The sequence below is a fragment of the Leptolyngbya iicbica LK genome (assembly GCF_004212215.1).
In the GTDB taxonomy this organism is placed as follows: Bacteria; Cyanobacteriota; Cyanobacteriia; order Phormidesmidales; family Phormidesmidaceae; genus Halomicronema; species Halomicronema iicbica.
The window spans coordinates 355504-374887 of record NZ_QVFV01000004.1 but is presented as its reverse complement, the minus strand read 5'-3'; the positions used below and the strand labels follow the sequence as shown (position 1 = coordinate 374887).

Annotated in this window: 18 protein-coding genes; 8 read left to right on the top strand and 10 right to left on the bottom strand. The window is 54.6% G+C overall.

Annotated elements, in window-relative coordinates; genetic code table 11:
* Positions 1-13: 13 nt before the first annotated feature.
* Both DYY88_RS17445 and DYY88_RS17440 read right to left on the bottom strand, forming a co-directional pair.
* Entirely contained in the window at positions 14-970 is a 957-nt protein-coding gene (locus DYY88_RS17445) for a homogentisate phytyltransferase (protein WP_039726581.1), read from the bottom strand.
* 137 nt (positions 971-1107) lie between these two features.
* Positions 1108-1422 carry a DUF2288 domain-containing protein gene (locus DYY88_RS17440; protein WP_039726580.1) on the bottom strand — a complete coding sequence of 105 codons (315 nt, stop codon included), beginning with the start codon at positions 1420-1422 and terminating at the stop codon, positions 1108-1110.
* A 188-nt stretch (positions 1423-1610) separates the two neighbouring features.
* Here DYY88_RS17440 and DYY88_RS17435 point away from each other — a divergent pair, with 188 nt between their 5' ends.
* Positions 1611-2327 (top strand): DUF1028 domain-containing protein, encoded by a 717-nt coding sequence (locus DYY88_RS17435; protein ID WP_039726579.1) that lies wholly within the window; start codon positions 1611-1613, stop codon positions 2325-2327.
* A gap of 189 nt (positions 2328-2516) precedes the next feature.
* On the opposite strand, the gene DYY88_RS17430 is transcribed toward DYY88_RS17435, so the two are convergent.
* Entirely contained in the window at positions 2517-3959 is a 1443-nt protein-coding gene (locus tag DYY88_RS17430; protein WP_039726578.1) for a sodium/glutamate symporter, read from the bottom strand.
* 165 nt (positions 3960-4124) lie between these two features.
* Between DYY88_RS17430 and DYY88_RS24290 the strand changes: the two genes are divergently transcribed.
* From DYY88_RS24290 to DYY88_RS17420, 3 genes are all read left to right on the top strand, one after another.
* Positions 4125-4307: a hypothetical protein gene (locus tag DYY88_RS24290; protein ID WP_165390131.1), complete on the top strand. Its 183-nt coding sequence runs from the start codon at positions 4125-4127 to the stop codon at positions 4305-4307.
* Entirely contained in the window at positions 4259-5251 is a 993-nt protein-coding gene (locus DYY88_RS17425; protein ID WP_039726577.1) for an endonuclease/exonuclease/phosphatase family protein, read from the top strand. The genes DYY88_RS24290 and DYY88_RS17425 overlap by 49 nt, the downstream gene beginning before the upstream one ends.
* A gap of 167 nt (positions 5252-5418) precedes the next feature.
* Positions 5419-5919, top strand: a complete 501-nt coding sequence (locus DYY88_RS17420) for a GNAT family N-acetyltransferase (protein WP_039726576.1) — start codon at positions 5419-5421, stop codon at positions 5917-5919.
* A gap of 48 nt (positions 5920-5967) precedes the next feature.
* On the opposite strand, the gene DYY88_RS24525 is transcribed toward DYY88_RS17420, so the two are convergent.
* From DYY88_RS24525 to DYY88_RS17395, 4 genes are all read right to left on the bottom strand, one after another.
* The gene (locus tag DYY88_RS24525; RefSeq protein WP_130199496.1) at positions 5968-6267 is read right to left on the bottom strand and encodes a hypothetical protein; all 300 of its coding nucleotides are present in this window, start codon (positions 6265-6267) and stop codon (positions 5968-5970) included.
* 264 nt (positions 6268-6531) lie between these two features.
* Complete coding sequence (locus DYY88_RS17410; RefSeq protein WP_039726574.1) at positions 6532-6759, bottom strand: hypothetical protein; 228 nt, start codon at positions 6757-6759, stop codon at positions 6532-6534.
* Between the two features lie 471 nt (positions 6760-7230).
* Positions 7231-9918, bottom strand: a complete 2688-nt coding sequence (gene acnA, locus DYY88_RS17400; RefSeq protein ID WP_130199495.1) for an aconitate hydratase AcnA — start codon at positions 9916-9918, stop codon at positions 7231-7233.
* Positions 9919-10088: 170 nt separating this feature from the next.
* On the bottom strand, positions 10089-11468 hold the full coding sequence (locus DYY88_RS17395) for a serine/threonine protein kinase (RefSeq protein WP_039726571.1): 1380 nt from the start codon (positions 11466-11468) through the stop codon (positions 10089-10091).
* A gap of 343 nt (positions 11469-11811) precedes the next feature.
* On the opposite strand from DYY88_RS17395, the gene DYY88_RS17390 reads away from it, so the two are divergent.
* A complete protein-coding gene (locus tag DYY88_RS17390; RefSeq protein WP_039726569.1) occupies positions 11812-12675 on the top strand; it encodes a hypothetical protein in 864 nt (287 codons plus the stop codon).
* Between the two features lie 272 nt (positions 12676-12947).
* The gene (locus DYY88_RS17385; protein WP_039726568.1) at positions 12948-14813 is read left to right on the top strand and encodes a hypothetical protein; all 1866 of its coding nucleotides are present in this window, start codon (positions 12948-12950) and stop codon (positions 14811-14813) included.
* A gap of 66 nt (positions 14814-14879) precedes the next feature.
* On the opposite strand, the gene DYY88_RS17380 is transcribed toward DYY88_RS17385, so the two are convergent.
* From DYY88_RS17380 to DYY88_RS17370, 3 genes are read right to left on the bottom strand one after another with little or no spacing between them, the layout of a single operon-like run.
* Positions 14880-15200 (bottom strand): DUF3493 domain-containing protein, encoded by a 321-nt coding sequence (locus DYY88_RS17380; RefSeq protein ID WP_367889306.1) that lies wholly within the window; start codon positions 15198-15200, stop codon positions 14880-14882.
* Between the two features lie 19 nt (positions 15201-15219).
* Positions 15220-15756, bottom strand: coding sequence for a hypothetical protein (locus tag DYY88_RS17375; protein WP_039726565.1), 537 nt, complete (start codon positions 15754-15756; stop codon positions 15220-15222).
* A gap of 21 nt (positions 15757-15777) precedes the next feature.
* Positions 15778-17034: an MFS transporter gene (locus DYY88_RS17370; protein ID WP_039729788.1), complete on the bottom strand. Its 1257-nt coding sequence runs from the start codon at positions 17032-17034 to the stop codon at positions 15778-15780.
* 59 nt (positions 17035-17093) lie between these two features.
* Between DYY88_RS17370 and DYY88_RS17365 the strand changes: the two genes are divergently transcribed.
* Positions 17094-18647: a DUF2157 domain-containing protein gene (locus DYY88_RS17365; RefSeq protein WP_052288367.1), complete on the top strand. Its 1554-nt coding sequence runs from the start codon at positions 17094-17096 to the stop codon at positions 18645-18647.
* On the top strand, positions 18644-19288 hold the full coding sequence (locus tag DYY88_RS17360; protein WP_044151176.1) for a GDYXXLXY domain-containing protein: 645 nt from the start codon (positions 18644-18646) through the stop codon (positions 19286-19288). Before DYY88_RS17365 ends, DYY88_RS17360 begins: the two co-directional genes overlap by 4 nt.
* The last annotated feature ends 96 nt before the right edge of the window (positions 19289-19384 follow it).

Sequence of the window (19384 nt, the reverse complement as noted above, 5' to 3'; positions counted from 1 at the left end):
TGCCACCCGCAGGTTAGCCCAATAGGCAGGCGATCGGATACAGCACATACTCTAAAAAGAAGAGTTGCCAGATGAACTGGTAAAAGTTGGTAAAAGTCAGCGGCAAATCGTCGCTAGCCGCCTGGTTGGGCATGGCCACTCGATAGCTGCGCCACCAAAACCACCCCAGCAAGGCCGTATGGGTCACCCCGACAAAGACCCAGTCAATCCCTGGAATCCACGGCACGGCGACCATCATGCCGACATAGCAGAGGGTCAACACCAGTCGCGCCACTTGATAAACCCGAGTTTGGCCTAACCGGACGGTAAAGGTGGTGATATTGAATTGGCGATCGCCCTCAATGTCAGGAATATCTTTAAAAATTGCGATCACAATGCTGAACACCAGCACAAAGGCGGTTAAGGCCCACATGCGGGCCGGAATCTGGAGCGGTAGCCCCAGTTGATGGCTGTAGTGCAAAAACAAACCCAGATTCACGATGCCGCCGCGCACGGTCAAAATGCAAACCGATGCCCAAAAGGGGAACCGCTTGAGGCGAATCGGCGGCACGGAATAGGCGGTACCGATGATTAAACTCAGCAAAATCGTCGCCAGCAAGTACCAGTCGCCAAAGGCCGCTAACAAAATGCTGAGACTGGCCGCAAAAACAACGATGCTCCAGGCGTTGCTGTTCGAAAATTCGCCTGAAGCGATCGGGAGGGCGGGTTTATTGATGCGATCGATCTCAACATCTTCGATCTGATTGAGCCCGACGATATACACATTGCCCGCCAGACAAGCCAGCAACGGCAGCAGCAGCGAAAACGGGTTCAAGATCGGTGTGACACTGCTGTCTTGGACCACCGTCCAGCTAATGACAAAGACGCCGATCACGCTGAGACTCGTACCAATAATGGTATGAGGACGAGAAAATTTCCAAAAGGCGACCAGCCAGGGTAACGGCGTGCGAAACAAACTCAGCTGTTGCACGGGTGCGGAGGGTGGTTGGGGAGAAACGCTTTGACCCATTAGTATGGTGCGCTCGTAGAGGTTTCCTGTTTAGACTATCGGGCGTGATGCTCGTCGTGGCAAGACCGGAACGGTAAACATAGCAGTGCGTGGGCAGTTTACTCGGCGGCAGTGGCGGCGTCGGGTAGATGTTGAATGAGGACGTAAGGCTGCACAATCAGCGTTTGGAACTGGCGGCTGCGATCGCGCTCCCAATCTTCCATTTGCGCCACCGTGGGTTTGGTAATCAGTGCCTCGCTAATCCAGCGCTGCACCGAAGTTACATTATCAGTGGCGACAGCGACTCCGACTTCGGCCAGGTCTAAGCCCGGATTGACCAAAACGATGCTGTCGCGGGCCGCGTGGGGCAACAGGTTATGCCAAGCGGCAGGCCCAATCATTGACTTCAGTTCTTGTTTCAGATCTTGCGTCATTCTTGAGAGTGTGTGTCAGGCCGCCATTGTAACGTGTTGTGTTGGCGCTTTCAGCGATGCCCGTTATTCCCCAGAGTCCGCACAAGGAGACTGTATACAAGAACCGTAAGATTCACGACAGATCTTTTTTCAAAAAAGATTAACAATTGAGTACATCTATTAATGCGTTGTGGGTAGGGGGTTGCTGCATGACATTCTCTATCGTGGCCTGGGATCCGCATACTGGCATGACCGGCGTCGCTGTGGCGACCAAGCATTTGGCGGTTGGCGCGTTAGTGCCCCATGCGAAGGCCGCAGTGGGGGCGATCGCGACTCAAGCCCAAACCAATCCGCTATTAGGCATCTGGGGCTTGCGACTGCTCGAAAGTCGCAAAGCGGCTCAGGCTGAAACTCACGCCATTCCGGTCGGCGAGGTGCTGGATGTGCTGCTACAAAACGATGACGAGCGGGATTATCGACAACTGCATTTAGTTGACCACCAAGGCCATACTGCCGCTTGGACGGGCCAGCATTGTACTGACTGGGCTGGGCACTTCACCTTTCCCAATTTCTCGGTGGCGGGCAACATGCTGGTGGGAGAACAGGTGTTGCACGCTATGGCCGAGACTTTTCGCAATAATCCGTCTTTGAGCTTTTCAGAGCGATTGCTGTGTGCGCTGGAAGCGGGGGAAATGGCGGGCGGCGATAAGCGCGGCAAGCAATCCGCCGCCCTGTACATCGTGCAAGATGACTTTTATCCCTATTTAGATCTCCGCGTCGATAACAATCCCGAACCGATCGCAGAACTACGGACTCTCTTTGTCGAAGCGCATAAGGACTATTACCAGTCCTTCCGGCAAACGATGCCGTCTCACAAGCAGCGGCCCCTCAAAATCGAGCCCATCTGGACGCGCAAAGTCGTTTAGGTATCGGCGTCATGCCGTGGGTACGGAAGATGGGAGAAGCTGTCAGTACCAACTCTCAACATCGGCAGTGGTCTGTAAAGGGGACGGTTCCCTCACGGCTGAACTGACGTTGATAAAGAGAGTTCAAGGGAACCGTCCCCTGATGGTGGCGATCGCGTCAGCAAACCAGCGTTAACAATCCTTGTGTTTTCAAATCCGACCAGAGACCGTCGCGCGGCGGCTGTTTTGGCGCATGAGTAAAAACCCCATAGCGAGCCAAAAGAGGAGTAAGCCCCCGGTAATCGCCAGCGTCGTACCCAGGCCAAAGCGCGCAATTAACGCTGGCGCCGCAGCCGTAAACAAACCGCCCCCGACAATCGGCTCAAAAAAGAGTTGCTTGTAGGCAAAGCTTTCGAAGGCGCCGGAGCGATTTTCTGGATCGACCATCCGCAGCAACAAAATCCCGGTAGCGGTAACCCCCATCGACTGGCCTAAATCACCGATACCTTTTTCAAACCAGTAGTGCGGAAAAATGCGGGGGGCGAAATACAGAAAGAACAAGACATTCCAGGCGATGCCCACGATACTCAGGGTGAGAAACACGCCTAAGTTACTCCCGATCACTCGCAGTGAAATGGAGGCCAGTGCGGTCACCACCACCACATCTAACGCGAGACCCGCAATATTTTGCATCAACGGTCGAATGACGAGCGGCTCTAGGCCGAGGCGCTCGAGGGCAATTTGCACAACGATGCCGCCAATCAAAGCCATGGGAAACAGAGGGACGTAGCTCATAATTTCGAAGCCCGTGGTGCCCCAGGTGACGGACTCTAGCAGTACCAGGCCATTGAGAATGAGCCAGCCGATCGCGATCGCAATGCCCACAAAGCCAAAGTTAATGGACAGCGGATCAATGAGTAACCCCTCCATCAGAGCCGCGCGGCGAGCTCGCAGTTCTGGCGTTTCAGCGTGCGTCAAATCAGGAATCTCAGCCTCTTCAGAGATCACCTGTGCCCCGTGTTGAACATGGCCCTTCCGGCGACCCCAGTCCGCCAAAGCTGTCCCGGCGATGATGCCCGAAACAATCCCCACTGTCGCTAGCCCCAGTGCCAGGTCGGCCCCCTCGGGATAACCCAACTCCACAAACGTTTCGGCCATGCCGCCAGCGGTGCCATGCCCGCCTTCAAAGCCAATCTCAATCAGGGCCGCCGCCATGGGATCCGCCCCAAAGAAAGGAATCAAGATGAGTGCGGTGGCGAGAATGCCCGTCACATACTGTCCCCAGGCCAGGGACTGACCAAACACCACCTGCGGCGCGGCTTTTTGCCAAATACTGCGGGGGTTAGGAATGGTTTCGCCCAAAAAGAGGGCCGCAAACACAATGTTGATGAAGACGCTGGGCGACTGGGACCAGACAGTGCGAATGGGTTCAGAAAAGAGGCCACCCGAGAGCAGCGTACCTTCACCCAAGAGAGCGGTGGCGATCGCCCCCAAAATTTGTGGCCCCAAGATGAGCGCGAGTGCCCCGGCTACAATGGATTCCGGTAGATACAACATCTGAATCCAGCGGAATCGCTGTTTGATAAAACGCCCGCCCAAAATCAGCATGGCGATGACCACAAAGGCAAAAAAGACATCTTTGAGCGTAAACATGCACGGATCTCATTTCCAACAGCAAGCCAAGGCCACATGGGCCGGTGCGAACAGGGAAGGGGGCAGTTACACGACGTGCCAGTCACCAGGCCACGCCCCTCGACCGGTTCAGTTAACAAAGGTTGATTGATTTGAAGAGTATGACAGGGGCACGACTGAGATCTGATGGATGGGATACAGTCTGATCAATATTTGCCCTACGGTCTGGTCTATGTTGCTCTGACGGTGCTACAAGGCCAACCGTTAGACCACCTGAGCGGGAGGCGATCGCGGGCAACCGATACCGTGGGTGAAGGGATTTGGCAAAACAGCAGTTTCGGATTGGCACGTTTAACCTCAACAACCTAGTGTTGCCTGAGGTGGAGTACTATCACGGCGAGTCTTACTCAGTCGCGGACTATCGTCAAAAGGTGGACTGGACGGCGCGCCAACTCGACCGGATGCAAGTTGACCTGGTGGGATTTCAAGAAATTTTTCAGCCAGAGGCGTTGGCTGACGTCTTAGCCACCACCCAGAGCGCTCAACAGCATCAGTTAGTGATGGCCGACGGAATTGGCAAGGGGCCAGGGGTCGCGCTAGCGACGCGATTTCCCGTCTTGGGGCAGCGCGTTTACGTCGACTTTCCGCCGGAAAGCTGGCTAAGTGTGGATGCGGAAAAGGCACGGATTCCGCTCACCTCATTTTCGCATCCGGTGCTAGCGGTGGATGTGGAGTTGCCCAATGGCATGCACTGCACCGTGTTTGTGGTGCATTTGAAGTCAAAGCGACCGACGATGTTTCGCGAGGTCGATCGCACCGATCCCGTAGAAATTGCGAAAGGGCAGGCGCGATCGCTAATCCGCCGCGCCGCCGAGGCCACGGCTCTGCGCTATATCTTGATGGAAAAGTTGCGAGATCGCCGCTATCCGGTCATTGTGATGGGCGATGTGAACGATAACGATACGGCAGTGACGACGCAACTGGTTTCCGGGCAGCCACCGTGGGAATGCTGGCCGTTCCGCAGAAAAGTGCCCGTGTGGGACACACTGCTGTATCAGGTCAAAGATATCCAGGCGCGGCTGGGCTACGGCGACCACTATTACACCCACATCCACAATGGGCATTACGACAGCCTCGACCACATCATGGTGAGTGAGGAATTTGCCCCGCGCAATCGCAACCACATTGGTCAGGTCATTTACGTCTCGGTTTACAATGACCACCTATTTGACCAAACGCTGCTGGACGACCAGATTGAACGCTGGAAGTCCGATCACGGTCAGGTGGTGGCGACGATCGCGCTAGATGATTAACTCGCTGCACCCGAATCAAGCTCATCGCAGCTCCCTCAGGAATGTATTGCATGCCGTGTGAACAGCCGTCTCGGCTGTTCAAGGGCAAGCGAGCTGACGGCGCGACCAGGCTGGCTCTTGATAAAATCCTGTTTCTGAATTTGCGACTTTTTGGTTAACGACTGGCGATGAACTCCCCCACTGCCCAACTGCGCCCGACAACGCCCGACGATCTGGACTTTGTGTTGCCAGCGGAAGCAGCGGCCCATGCAGCGGGCTATGTGCGACTGTGGACGCGCGATCGCCATTTGCAAACCCTGGCCGATGCCAATGAGGGCCACTGGATCATTGAAGATGCGACGACGCGCGATCGCGTCGGTTATGTGATTTTGCTCGGGCTGCAAGACCCGGATCAGTGCCTGCTACTCAAACGCATTGTGATTACCCAAACGGGCCAGGGCTATGGTCGCGAGGTCCTTATGCAGGTGCTCGATAAAGCCTTTAACGAGTTTGCCGCCCACCGGGTTTGGCTGGATGTGATGGAAGAGAACCATCGAGCGCGATCGCTGTATCGCAGTTTGGGCTTCGTGGAAGAGGGCCGCCTGCGGGAAAGCGTCAAACTGGGCGAGCAGTTTGCGTCGATGTGGCTGATGTCGATGTTGCGATCAGAATTTTTGGCGCGATCGTAGTATTTGTCTCTTTTTCCTATTTTCGTATCTCTTCTCATATACCAAGAATTATGGAGGCATGACTTGCCCATTAACTTTTTTGGCAAATTCATGGGCTTTCTCAGAATTAATGAAGCTAGCAACTTGGATGACTTGCTTTCCGTTGAATTCTCGGACAAAAGCATCTCTGCATAAATTATTGACTACATATTCAAGATTTGAATCTTCTAGAATCACGCTGTGCCATTGCTGCTCTTTCCCAGAAGATCGATCTCCACAAGAATCTTTGGGAAACTCAACAATTTCAGCATTACTTGTATTGACATCTTGAGAGCTATCTGAATCGTCACTTCCAGAGAAGACAAACAAACCCGCGATCCCTAAAATCACAAATAGGACGAAAAGTTGATAAATCCTGCGATTTCGTCTTCTTTTTCTAGCGCAGTTAGAACAAATTGTTTTGCGTGAAATATAAAATCTTGAATTTCCTCGTGAACTAAAGGACGAGCCTGTAACTAAGTCAGCTCGGACTCCTTTACCTCTTGATATCCAAGTTCCGCAAAGATAACACGAAGGCATTTATGCTCCTAGCAGCCTGCAAACCAACGTTTCTTATTCAAATTCAGTGCTCTCTCAATTTTCTAGTTGGCCATACAGACTGTCAGAAAGTCCGACGTCTTCAGGTTCTTGCCAACTTCTACGATAAATCTCTAGTTGAGAACCATAGTTATCATCACCATCTAAATAGCTTGTTCCTGCCATATCGGCTTCTGAATATTCGACAACATAGCCCTGTTGATATCTAAACGCAGGCATTAGTGCCTCTGAAGAACAAAAATCGATTTTGAGTTCAGAAATCAATTAAGAGAAAAACCTTCTCGTTTCCTCAATGAAATCATCTTCTATATAGTCAAAAGCAATAACAAAATAGTCTTGGTGAAAGCCAGGGATTTCACCGGAGAAAACTGTAAACTCTATCTTTGAGTATTTAGCTTTGTCGTGCAGAGATGCCAGAAAACTTAGGAGAGCTTTATATGCGGGCCTTATGAATAGATTCTGATCTAACTTTTCGAGAAAACTTACATCAAAGAGTAGGGCAAAAACGCTAGTGTCGCCGATAAAATCAACATTCGGCAAGATTTGAAAAGACCAGTTAGGAGTATTCGACTCAATCATGTAATTCTCCCGTGCTCTCTTCGAATCTAAGTGATACCTCTGACAAAGGCAGGCGTACATCTACTGATAGAACATATGAGTTAAAGATATCTATCAGTAGATGTACACACCTCTCCAAAATCAAAGTTGTTTGCCTTAGCTGAATTGCTTAGTCAGTTAAGCTGCCAACAGCTGCCGCAGCACGTAGTGCAGGATGCCACCGTTGCGGTAGTATTCCACTTCGTCGAGGGTATCGATGCGGCAGAGCAGCTCGACCGAGGTAGTCGAACCGTCGGCGCGATGCACCGTCAGCGTCACGGTCATGCCGGGTTGAATGCCCCCGGCCAGTCCGGTCAGGTCAAAGGTTTCGCTGCCATCTAACTTCAGCATTTCACGACTGCTGCCAGGCTGGAATTGCAGCGGCAACACGCCCATGCCGACGAGATTAGAGCGGTGGATACGCTCAAAGCTCTCCGCCACGACGGCTTTGACACCCAGTAGGCGGGTGCCCTTAGCCGCCCAGTCCCGCGAGGAGCCAGTGCCGTATTCTTTGCCTGCGATGACGACGAGCGGCGTGCCTTCGGCCTGGTACTTCATCGCCGCATCGTAGATGGACATCTCTTCCCCAGCGGGCATGTATTTAGTCACGCCGCCGGAAGAGCCGGGCACCAGCTCGTTTTGCAGGCGAATGTTGGCAAAGGTGCCGCGCATCATCACCTCATGGTTGCCCCGGCGCGAGCCGTAGGAGTTGAACTCGCTCACGGGCACGTCATGGCTCTGCAAGTAGCTGCCCGTGGGGCCGTCAGTTTTGATTGCGCCAGCGGGGGAAATGTGATCGGTGGTGATGCTGTCGCCGAGCAGCGCCAGGAGTCGCGCCCCCGTGATGTCAGCGGTGCTGCTGCCGTTCACTGTCGCGGCCATGTTTTCAAAGAAGGGAGGATTTTGCACATAGGTGCTGTCGCCCTGCCAGTCGTAGGTCTGGCTTTCTTCAGCGGCGATCGCTTGCCAATCGGCAGTACCGCTAAACACGTTGCTGTAGCGACTGCGGAACATTTCAGGCGTGAGCGCCTCGCCCATCACCGCTTTAATTTCTTCCGTGGTGGGCCAAATGTCTTTGAGGTAAACGGGACGACCATCCGCGTCTTGACCGATGGGGTCTTTTTTCAGATCAATGGCGAGGTTACCGGCGATCGCATAGGCGACCACCAGGGGCGGCGAGGCCAGATAGTTCGCCTTGGTGTGGGGGCTGACGCGCCCTTCAAAGTTGCGGTTGCCGGAAAGCACCGCCCCAACCACCAGATCCTTCGCGTTGATGGCCCCGACGATGGGCTCGGGCAGCGGGCCAGAGTTGCCGATGCAGGTGGTGCAGCCGTAACCGACAAGGTTGAAGCCCAAAGCATCCAAATCCGCTTGCAGCCCCGCTTTCTCCAAATAGTCCGACACGACTTGGCTACCGGGAGCGAGAGAGGTTTTCACCCAGGGCTTCACCGTCAGGCCCTTGGCACGGGCTTTGCGGGCGACGAGTCCGGCCCCGATCATGACGGAGGGGTTAGAGGTGTTGGTGCAGCTCGTGATGGCGGCGATCGCCACGGCCCCATCGGTCAGCTCATAATCCGCTCCGGTGACCGGCACCGATCGCTTCTCGGCATAGGACTCCAGACCGCTGAACGTGGGAAAGTCAGAGGTCATGAACTGCTCGGCCAGTTGGGAAAGCAGCACCCGATCTTGGGGCCGTTTGGGACCTGCCAGGGAAGGCTCTACCGTGGCGAGGTCAAGTTCCAGCGTGTCGGTAAAGATCGGATCGGGGGTATCGTCTTCGCGCCAGAGGCCTTGGGCTTTGGCGTAGGCTTCGACCAGGGCCACCCGCTCAGGATCGCGTCCGGAGAATTCTAAATAGTTGAGGGTCTCCGCATCGATGGGGAAGAAACCGCAGGTCGCCCCGTACTCGGGGGCCATATTGGAGATGGTGGCGCGATCGGCCAGAGTCAGGTGCGAGAGCCCGTCACCGTAAAATTCCACAAACTTGCTGACGACGCCCTTTTGCCGCAGCATTTGCACGACAGTCAACACCAGGTCGGTGGCGGTGGCGCCCTGGGGGAGTTTGCCCGTCAGCTTAAAGCCCACCACCTCGGGAATCAGCATGGAAATGGGCTGGCCTAGCATGGCCGCTTCCGCTTCAATGCCACCGACGCCCCAACCCAGCACCGCCAGGCCATTGATCATAGTGGTGTGACTGTCGGTGCCGACGAGCGTGTCGGGGTAGGCCACGGTTTCGCCGTTTTCTTCCTTCGTCCAGACAGTTTGCGCCAGATATTCCAAATTCACCTGGTGGCAAATGCCGGTGCCGGGAGGCACCACACGGAAGTTGTCGAACGCTTTTTGGCCCCAGCTGAGGAAGGCGTAGCGCTCACCGTTGCGCTCAAATTCGCGCTTCACGTTGTCGCCAAAGGCGCTGTCGCTGCCAAAGCTATCCACCATGACGGAGTGGTCGATGACCAGATCGACCGGGGAGAGGGGATTGATTTTTTCGGGATTGCCGCCCAGATTTACCATGGCGTCGCGCATGGCGGCTAAATCAACCACCGCAGGCACGCCGGTGAAATCTTGCATCAGGACGCGGGCGGGACGGTAGGCAATTTCTTGATCAGAGCGTTGCGTTTCTAACCACTGCGCGATCGCTTTCACATCGTCTGCGGTCACCGTGCGGCCATCTTCATACCGCAGCAAATTTTCCAGCAATACTTTCAAGCTAAAGGGCAAGCGATCGATATCCCCGAGGGTCTTCGCGGCTTCCGGCAGGCTGTAATAGGTATATTCCTTGCCGCTCACATTTAGGCTGGATTTGGCGTTGAAGCTATTGGTCACGGCGATCGCTCTCCTCTCTAAAACTTCGTGGTGGATGTCATAGCCACGGATTTAGATTCTACCGCTTGAATCGCGATCGCCTTGGTAAGGAATGATGCAGCACAGAAATGAGTAGTCATGTGGCTGGCCGGGAGCCGTTAATCATACATTCTGTGAGGGACACATCTGACTCACGATTCGTCGCGCTGATCTTGAATGAACGCTTGAATTTCAGTCGCAACCCACGCTTTTTCAGCATCGGAATAGGCCGTGCCAAACTTATGAGTTCTGGTGCCGATTTTGAGGGTAATCGTCTTCACCGGACGGTCATTTTGGCTGTAGGCCGTCACCAGCTCGGCACTGTAGAGGTCACGGGTAGCTCCCTCGTATTGACGTTTCCAGCCCAGCAATTGCTGCGTCAGCCTGTAGCGATCGCCCCGCACTTCGAGCACCACAACCCCCGCCAAGGCATGCAATAGCGCCCACAACATACCGATGCCAACGACCCAAAACGGCACCGAAAAGAGCACGAAGATAATAGGTGCGCCACCCAAAATCGCCCCACCCGTCCACATCAACATAAAGCCGTTCAAAATCAGCGCCAAGAAGGCCATGCCGCCCGTTTCTCCCCGGTTCAGGCCCACTGGCGGCAACCGTAGCGATAGGCGACGGCGACTCCGACTCAGCTTCACTTTGCTGTCAGACGGTAAATGTTGAAGAGTCCCGGTGTGGCCCCTCTGCGATCGCCTGCGCGGGAGCAGCGCGGGGCGGGTGAGCTGGTCAAAGGCTTGGCTGGCCGAGGTAAAGCGATCTTCTAACAGGGGTTCGAGCAATCCTTCGAGCCAATCGGCAAACGGCTCCGTCACCGTGACATAGGGGCGAAAATCGATTTGCAAACGCTTTTGGGGCAAGTCAGCCGGATTCTGATGGGTCAGCAGGTGCAACAAAGTCGCCCCGAGCCCATACAAATCGGTTGCCGGGTACGCTTGCCCGCGAAACTGTTCGGGCGCCATGTAGCCATAGGTGCCCACCACGGTACTGCCAAAAGCGGTGGCTTCTCGGTAGGCCATCTGCACCGCGCCAAAATCCACCAGATAAATCCGCCCATCGGTGCCGCGAATCAGGTTTTGGGGTTTGATGTCGCGGTGGATGATCGGCGGGTTCAAACCGTGCAGATATTGCAGTACCTCCAGCACTTCGGCGGCGATGCGCTCCACCTCAGTTTCCGAGAAGCGATCGCCCGCCGCCACTAACTCCGCCAGCGATCGCCCCTCGGCAATTTTCTGAGCGATATAAAACTGACGATTATCCGCCGTATCGACCTGAAAGTAATCGACATAGTCAGGAATGGCGGGATGATCCAGGTCTTTGAGCACCTGCGCTTCCCGTTCAAATAGTTCCAGCTTTTTCCAGTCGCTCAGCCCCTTGAGGGATAGCTCTTTCAACGCCACTTGCCGTCCGGTAAAAGTATCTTCGGCCCGATAGGTAATGCCGCTGCCGCCCCGACCCAACACATCCAGAATCTTGTAGCGAGACTGGATCAAGGTACCGATGGTTTGAGGGTCGTGCATAGGGCTCGATGAGAGAAAGCGGTTGCGATCTTCTACAGTGTGCCCGGTTCAGTTTGGGGGCGATCGCGCCGCCCGCAAAGCCGCAAAAACCTGCAAGTCAACAATTGCGAGACATTGAGTATCATTTTGTCAGCTAAGCAAGCGGACTATATCGCCTCTGCCAGAACTGAAACATCAAAGCCCGCCGAATTCAGCTTTCGCATCAGCACAGAAGTTTTGGCAACAGTACTAGATCTGGCGAAGAACAAGCCGATTTCAGTATTGAAACCCCAATTCTATTTACTGTGCAAGCCTCAGCGTAATTAACAAATTCCTGTAGTAGAAAAGAGATGGATTTCAAGGCATGAGAGAATATCTTTTAGGAGCTGCGGCAACTGGAGTTATCTTGCTTTGTATATGGCTAAACCTAGCTAACGGTCACATACAATCTCTGCTCAAGAACATCACAACCAAGCATAGATTAGTTTCAATAAGTCTTGCCTTAATTCTTTTTCCATTTTTAATTATTTACTCGATTGAAATCGCAACCAAAATCCCAGAGAGCACATTTTCTTTGCTAGCTATTCCTCTCACTTCTGGATTCACAGGCTTGTTTATTTTCGTTGTTAATTTGAGATTAGAGTATCTAAAACAAGAACGAGAGAGAAAATCGACTGCAAAGCTACTAGCAGCCTTGATTGAATCCAAAATAAGTGTCGTAAGAATGTTACAGCCTCAGCTATTTGAAAGGAAAATCAATATGCTCTCAAATTTAGAGGTTTTAGGCCGCACATTTAATACAGATAGTCTCAACAAGATATTTATTGAAAAAGGCGGAATCTTTTCGGATGAGCTTGTTGGATGGATAGCTTTCTATCTAGATGTACAGCGTGCAAACCGAGATTTCTTAATTCTCGCACAAAGAGTTTATGACGAAAAGGAAAAAGAAAATGGTGTGGTGGCGATAGCTTTTCTTGAACAGCAAAGAAAGAATCTTGATCACAAGCTTGAGACTTTAATCGTCCTGGGTTACCACCTTTTAGTTTTATTGTCTAAGGAAGCATTATGGGATTTCAAAAAAGGGCAAGAACATAGTGATTATATTGAAAAGGTGAGGTGCAAACACATCAAGAAAAAAGGTTTAGCATATTCGAATATATTAGATTTTGTCGAGAAAGACTTTGGCAAGGTATCCTCCCCCTTCTCCAAACTGATTGGGGATTTTTAGACGTGAGAGATAATTATCTTGACTAGTCTGATTGTAGTGAGATTGCCTGTTCGCCCCTATCTCCAATTGAATACACGCTCGAAAACCAATATTCATATTGACCTGACTTAACGCAACGTTACGTTCATCAACACGTATCTAGAAAAGTGCGGCTGCCCATCAACCCTGCGATAACTTGAAGGGCAGCAGATGCTAGCTGGGTGTCAGCAGCAGAGGCGATCGTTAAATCTGTCACCACGACCAGTCTGAAAACCTCTTGAGAGGCTTTAACCATGACCGGAACGAATCATCCGACTGTTACCGAGTCTGAGTTAAGTGAGCTCATTGAGCAAACCTTGACGCGCATTCACCAAAAGCAAACCCAGCTGCAAGCGATTGAGCACACGCCGCGCCGCCTGCGTCAACAACTGGCCCAGCTCCGCCGGGGCATTCGCCAGGCTGAGAGCTTACTCGCTAGCAATGACATTGCCCTGGAAGCGACGAGCCAAGCCGAATACCAAAAAGACCTCGAAGCCATCACCCATTTCGTCGACCAGATTACGACAGACCCCGGTGATGCCAGCGACATCACGGCCTCGCTCAATCGATTGAACGTGCGCAACGGATTTGAATTGCTCAGATGGTTGCTCGACGAAGTGCAAATTGAACGACGGGCGATCGCTCCGCCCTCTGGTTTAGGCAATGACACGTTAGCGATCGATCAAGAACTGCAACGACTGCAGCAATCCCTCCAGCCGCCATCGTCACTGTTCCGAGAGCCGCTCGACACCCCCCTCAACGCCGCGATCGCCAAGCGACTCAACCACCTGGCGGGTTTACTACATCGAATTGATGGCCTGAGCCATTGCCGCGCGGTGCGCCCCAACTGGATGCAGCCAGACTTATGGTTTAACAAAGCCGGATCCATTGCCCCCCAGTTGCGCCCGCTGGTGTATCAAATTGATCGCGCCGTCGATCGCCTCGATTACCAGACAGCAGCGGCCCCCGATTTGCTAGAAGAGACTGAAGTATTTGTGGAGCGTCAACTGCACCGCTACGAATACTGCTTTGGCTTCGGCTGGCTCGCGAGCCGCCTGAGCGATATCAACCGCTTTCGCTCGCCCCAAGCCCGCGTGATGCTGGGCATGGCAACGACGTTATCGCTGGCCATTGTCACGATTGCGACGGTTTCAGGCGTGTTCACGACGGTGAGCCGCCAGCTCGAATCACCCGTGCCTAAAAGCCTCCAGCTACAGCAAAAGCGCAACACCGACCTGCAAACCCTGCAGGAAGCAGTGCAGCTGTTGCGCAACCAGGAAACAGAGCGACAGGCCATACAAAACAGCATCGCGGCTCAAGCGCTCCAGAATCGGGTGGCAGAACCGGAGGAATCAACCAGCCCAGAGCCAACAGCGGCCCCCGAGCCCGACGCAACCAATCCTGAAAATGCAGCGACGGCTCCCGCCGAGCCTGCTGCCGGAGATCAGGCAGCGGCACCCCCCTCTACCAGCGAGTCGACGGCAGCGGCGGCATCCAACGCGGCCCCTGGCACCGATGCGACGACGGCCCTACCTCAAAAAGAGCGAGAGTTGACCTCACAGATTCAAGTCCAGCGAGATAAGGTCGATACCCTGCTGCTGGAAATCAATGCGCTCACTGAGCAGATTAACGCCGCCCGCACGTCTGAAGCGAACGATCTCAATCTCAATCAAGACCCCGATCCTGATACGACGTTGAAACTCATCGCCAATTGGTTGAATAATCAGCAGATTCAAAATCACCTCAGTCGGTTGGCGCTGGCCGCGTTTGCGGGAGCGCTCGGCAGCATGATGAGCATCGTCATTCGACTGGATAAGCTGGACGAAGACAACCTCAAAAATCCTTACGCACTAGGCTGCCTAAAACCGTTGATCGGTGCCGTGTTTGGCGTGGTGGTGTTTGCCCTATTAAGTACCAAAGTGGTGGATGTACTGCCGGCGGGCTTTGATCTGTACGAGGAAACCAGCAGCAGCTCAACGAGCCTACAGCGGCGCGATCCGCTTGGGGTGATTGACTCGCAAGAAGTGTACAAAATCTTTGTGGCGGCGTTTATCGCGGGCTTTAGTGAACGGCTGGCGAGCGATACCTTAAAGCCCTGGGCCGATCGCAAGGGCGAGTGAGGCGATTTTGTAGAGCCCGAGACCACCCAAATCCGGTTGGTTACTCAGCGCTGTCCGAGCAGTCCCTTACTTTTTTGTCTTACGACTTTCTAAGCGAAAGAGAAAGACCATCAGGGCAACGACGCCAATTTGTAGGGCGAGATTCGGCAGGGCCGACCCCACATCCCGCCCCGCCAGGGCTTGAGTAAAAAAGATGAACGCCCCGATCGCACCCGACGCCGCAAAGCTGCCATACACAAACTTTCTCAGCCCCTTGTAAGGGGCTTTAGCTTCGGCCATCAGCCGTTTGTACTTTTCCGGGCTCATGCCGGGAGGAATGCGATCGCGGTCTTCCATAGGGGAGTGGGTGAGGGTGAGGGTGGTTGGGTGACAGGGGTGCGGTTGCATACGCTCCGCTGTTTTTACCTTACTGAATTTCGGCTTTTTGTACCGAGCCATCCTGGGGGCCAAGCAGCAGTTTTAGGGGGCGATCTCGTTCGGTAGCTTGCACCGCGAGACGATACACGGCGGCATTCGTCGGCAGGGTGACGGTCTGGCCCTGTTGGTCAAAGGTGATAGTGAAGTCGATGGATTTGTCGATCAGCGGTTCCTCATACTTTTCGCCATCTTGGAGGCGCGCTTCCAACTCATCCACCGTCGGTTTGGGGGGCAGGGCGGGCCACCAGATGCCGTCAGAGTCGCGTTCTCCGGTAGGATCAACCGTCGGCTCACCATTCATGTTGATGAGGGAATTGGTCTCAAATTCCTCGATGCGGCGATCGCGGGGGCGATCTTGATTCACCCCTGCGGGGAGATATTCGGCTCGCCAGGTATAGGTGGTGACGGCCATCGCTTCAAAGTCGTTAGTCACCGTTTCACTACAGCTTGCCAGGGCGATCGCGAGGCCGAAGCCGACCACGACACCGAGACATCTTTGGGGCACCGTCTGCAATCCTGAAATCATGGGTCAACCAATACAGCAACGTTATAGAGAGCGATGAGGTTGGGCCGCCAGACGGCGATCGAGCAGGGTCAAGACGGCCAATAATGGCACCACGCTCACCGCCGCAACCAGCCAAAAACCATTTGCGACAGCAGCGGATTGATCCAGTGCCCAGCCGCCGATAGGGGGGCCAATCATGTAACCGATCGCCCAACACATCGAGTTCACAGATAGATAGACGCCCCGCAGCGCCTCAGGTGCCAGCATCACCACAAAAGCCGCTGCGACCGGTGTGTAGGCCGTCAGCGCTAGCGCCATAATCGCCAAGGCTAACCCAATGCCCAAACTCGCTGGCCGCAAGACACCGATGCCCGTGGCCCATACTAAGGTAAAACCGAGGCCCCAACAGCAAGCCGACACCATCAACGCTTGGGGATAGGGCAGCGGCTTGAGCCGCCGGGCGATGGGCAGTTGCACCAGCGCGGCTAAAATCACATGCCCGGTGAATAAAATGCTGATAGTCGCCTCGGGCAAGCCCGAGCCCGTTGGCGTGGGGACAAACTGGTTAACGTAGACCGGCAGCGTGCTCTGAATTTGGGCGATGTAGCTGGTGAAGAGAATATTGACCGTCACGTAAATGAGCAGCAGGGCATCCCGTAGGGCCACGTTCCAGCCTTGCAGAAAGGTGCGATCGCTTTCCTGATCTGGGCGAGTTTCCTTAATCGTCCAATAAATCAGCCCAAAAAAGACGAGGAACGAAATCCCATCCACCGCAAACAGTAGTCGATAGCGCTGAGTCGTTGAGATCAGCACCCCGCCCAAAATCACCCCGACGCCGAGCCCAATGCTATCTGCCAACCGCACGACCGCATACGATTCACTGCGATCGTCCGCTGGGGTAATATCTGCCACCACCGCTTCCGTTGAAGGCCAATACAACCCGACCCCAAACCCCATCAGCAAATTACCCAAGACAAACACAGGAAAATTATTGGAAACTAGCAAAACGACATCCGCCAGCGCGGAAATCAGGGCCGACAATAACAGCGTTTTGCGCCGTCCCCAAAAGGCCGAATCAGTCATCGAGCCGCCCAAAAAGCGGCCCACTAGTCCCGATAATGCTTCGCTGCCGACCCCCAGCCCGACTTGGGTCGCCGACAACCCCACCTCATTCACAAAAAAAATCGGGGCGTAAAATAAAACGAACCCAATGCCAATTTGCGACAAGAGACGGCCCGCGGCCAACAGCCAAATGCGACGGTCGAGTTGGGGCAACCACTGGCGTAAACGATTTTGCACGGGCACAGCATCCTGAGGGTTTATAAAGCAAACTTTTGTCAGTTTACTGAGGTGCTGGCTTGCAGTTCTCAAATCGGACTGGCAAGCTGATAGCCGTTGGCGTGGTGAGAGAAGGTGCCGTGGCGTCAGATGAGTTTCGGCGTGAGCTCCAGCGAGAAGCCCACAAGTGGCGGACCAGCGAGCTCATCTCCGCAGAGCAATATCAGCAACTGGCTGAGCAATATGAGTTTGCGACCCTCGAAACCGCAGCTCGCGATCGCTTCATCATGATTTTGCTGGGGCTGGGCAGCATTTTGATCGGCATTGGGGCCATCACCTTTGTGGCGGCAAACTGGCAAGCCCTCTCGCAAACGGTCAAAGCAGGCTTGCTGTTTATTGCCATGCTGATGTGCGATCTCAGCGGCTTTGGCCTGATGAATCGGGTAGGCCCGAACGATCGCTGGCGACGGCTGGGGCAAGCCTTGTTGCTGCTGGGGGCGCTGCTGCTCGGTGCTAATCTGGCCCTGATGGGGCAAATCGTCCACACCAGCAGCACCCGCTATGAACTCTGTACGACCTGGGCGATCGGTGTCTTGGCCATGGCGTACGGCATACGGCTACCGTTTCTCGGCATGTTGGCCCTGCTGATTCTCGGGGTGGGCTATTGGAGCGCCCTCTGGGATATGGTGTGGCTACAAAATTCGCTGCTGGGGGTCTGGACGCTGCAAATCATGCCCCTGCTGGTGGCGGCACTCTTTATTCCCCTGGCCTATCGTTGTGGCTCGCCGCTCCTCTTTGCCCTGAGCGCGATCGCCATCAATTCATCACTGATGATTTTGATTTTAGACGTAGGGCGATCGCTGCCCTATTGGATTGATGCCCTGGTCCTCATCTTGCCGTTTGCCCTGCTGTGGGCCTATGACGATACGCTATGGCTCTTTTTGGGCCAACAATTACAGCGGCTGCCGTTCCTACGGCCAAGGCGAAGAGCGTCGCGACAGACCGCAATGGAGCCCCCTACATCCTCTCGCCGAACCGCAGCCGAGAGTGATGACGAACGCCCCTTTCAACCCGTAGCCAGGGGACTCATGCTCTTGAGCTTGAGCTTAATCTACTGGGTGCTCTCGTTTCGGGATGCCTGGTTAGCGTCGGCCAGTCGTACTTTCTTAGAATCGCCGCTGCTCTGGCGCAATTCGGGCCTGGTCATGCTGACCCTGAGCCTCCTGGCCGCATGGACGGTGGGCGCGTGGATTTACCTGGGCTGGCGACAGCAGCGCCCCTGGCGACTGGATAGCCTGAGTGCCATTGTCCTCACCTTTTTAGGCATCACCGCAGGATTGTTTTGGCTCACGTTTGCCGCCGGACCCCTGCCAATTTTTGCTACCACCGTCATGAATGTGCTGTTGGCGGTGCTATCGCTGGGCATGATGCGTGAAGGGCTCGGTGCCGGTACGCGAGCACCGTTTTGGTGGGGCTTGGTGATGCTCACCCTGCAGATTTTGAGCCGCGTCTTAGAATACGAAACAGGATTATTGGTGAAATCGCTGGTGTTTGTAGTCTGTGGCGTAGGCTTCATTGTGGTAGGGCTGTGGTTTGAGCATTATGTCCGGACGTTGCGGGTCGATACGCCATGATGCCCCCACCCTCCAAATCCCGCTGGCCTCAGTTGGGGCTATGGGCGATCGCCCTCCCGTTGTTGCTCCAAACACTCCTGATTGTGGCGGTGCCCTTGCAGGCGGCGATGGCGACCCTCATGGGTACGACGGTCATTTTGCGCACGGTCCCCGTGGACCCATACGATCCCTTTCGCGGCTATTACACGACCCTGCGATACGACATTTCGCAGCGGGGAGTCCTCAGCACCCTCGACGGTTGGGAAGCCATTCAAGCCAATTTAGACCCGCCAGACACCCCCCAACTGCTGCGTCCCGGCCAGTCATTTTACGTCGTCCTCGCCGATCAAACCCAGGTCGAGGCTCCCAGTGCCACCATCGTGGGAGAACCGTGGACGCCCATTCGCGTGACCCGCGATCGCCCGCGTGACCTCCCCCCCCATCAGATCGCACTCAAAGGCACCTATCGGGGCGATCGCATTGTCTACGGGCTGGAACGCTACTATCTACCCGAAGCTGAACGCCTGGATCTGGAAAATCGTATACGCGAAGCCCAAACTGGCACCGAACAACCGCGTTTTTTTGTCGAAGTGCGCATTGGTCCCCTCGGCAACGCCGTCCCGATCGCACTCTGGCTGCAGGGCGATCGTATTGAATTCTGAGCCCCCGCTAAGCCCAATGAAAATGCCCCCCAAGCGTCGGGCACACTGACATTACAGAACTGGCTCCCTGCAACCCAAAGACCCAGCGACCCTCCC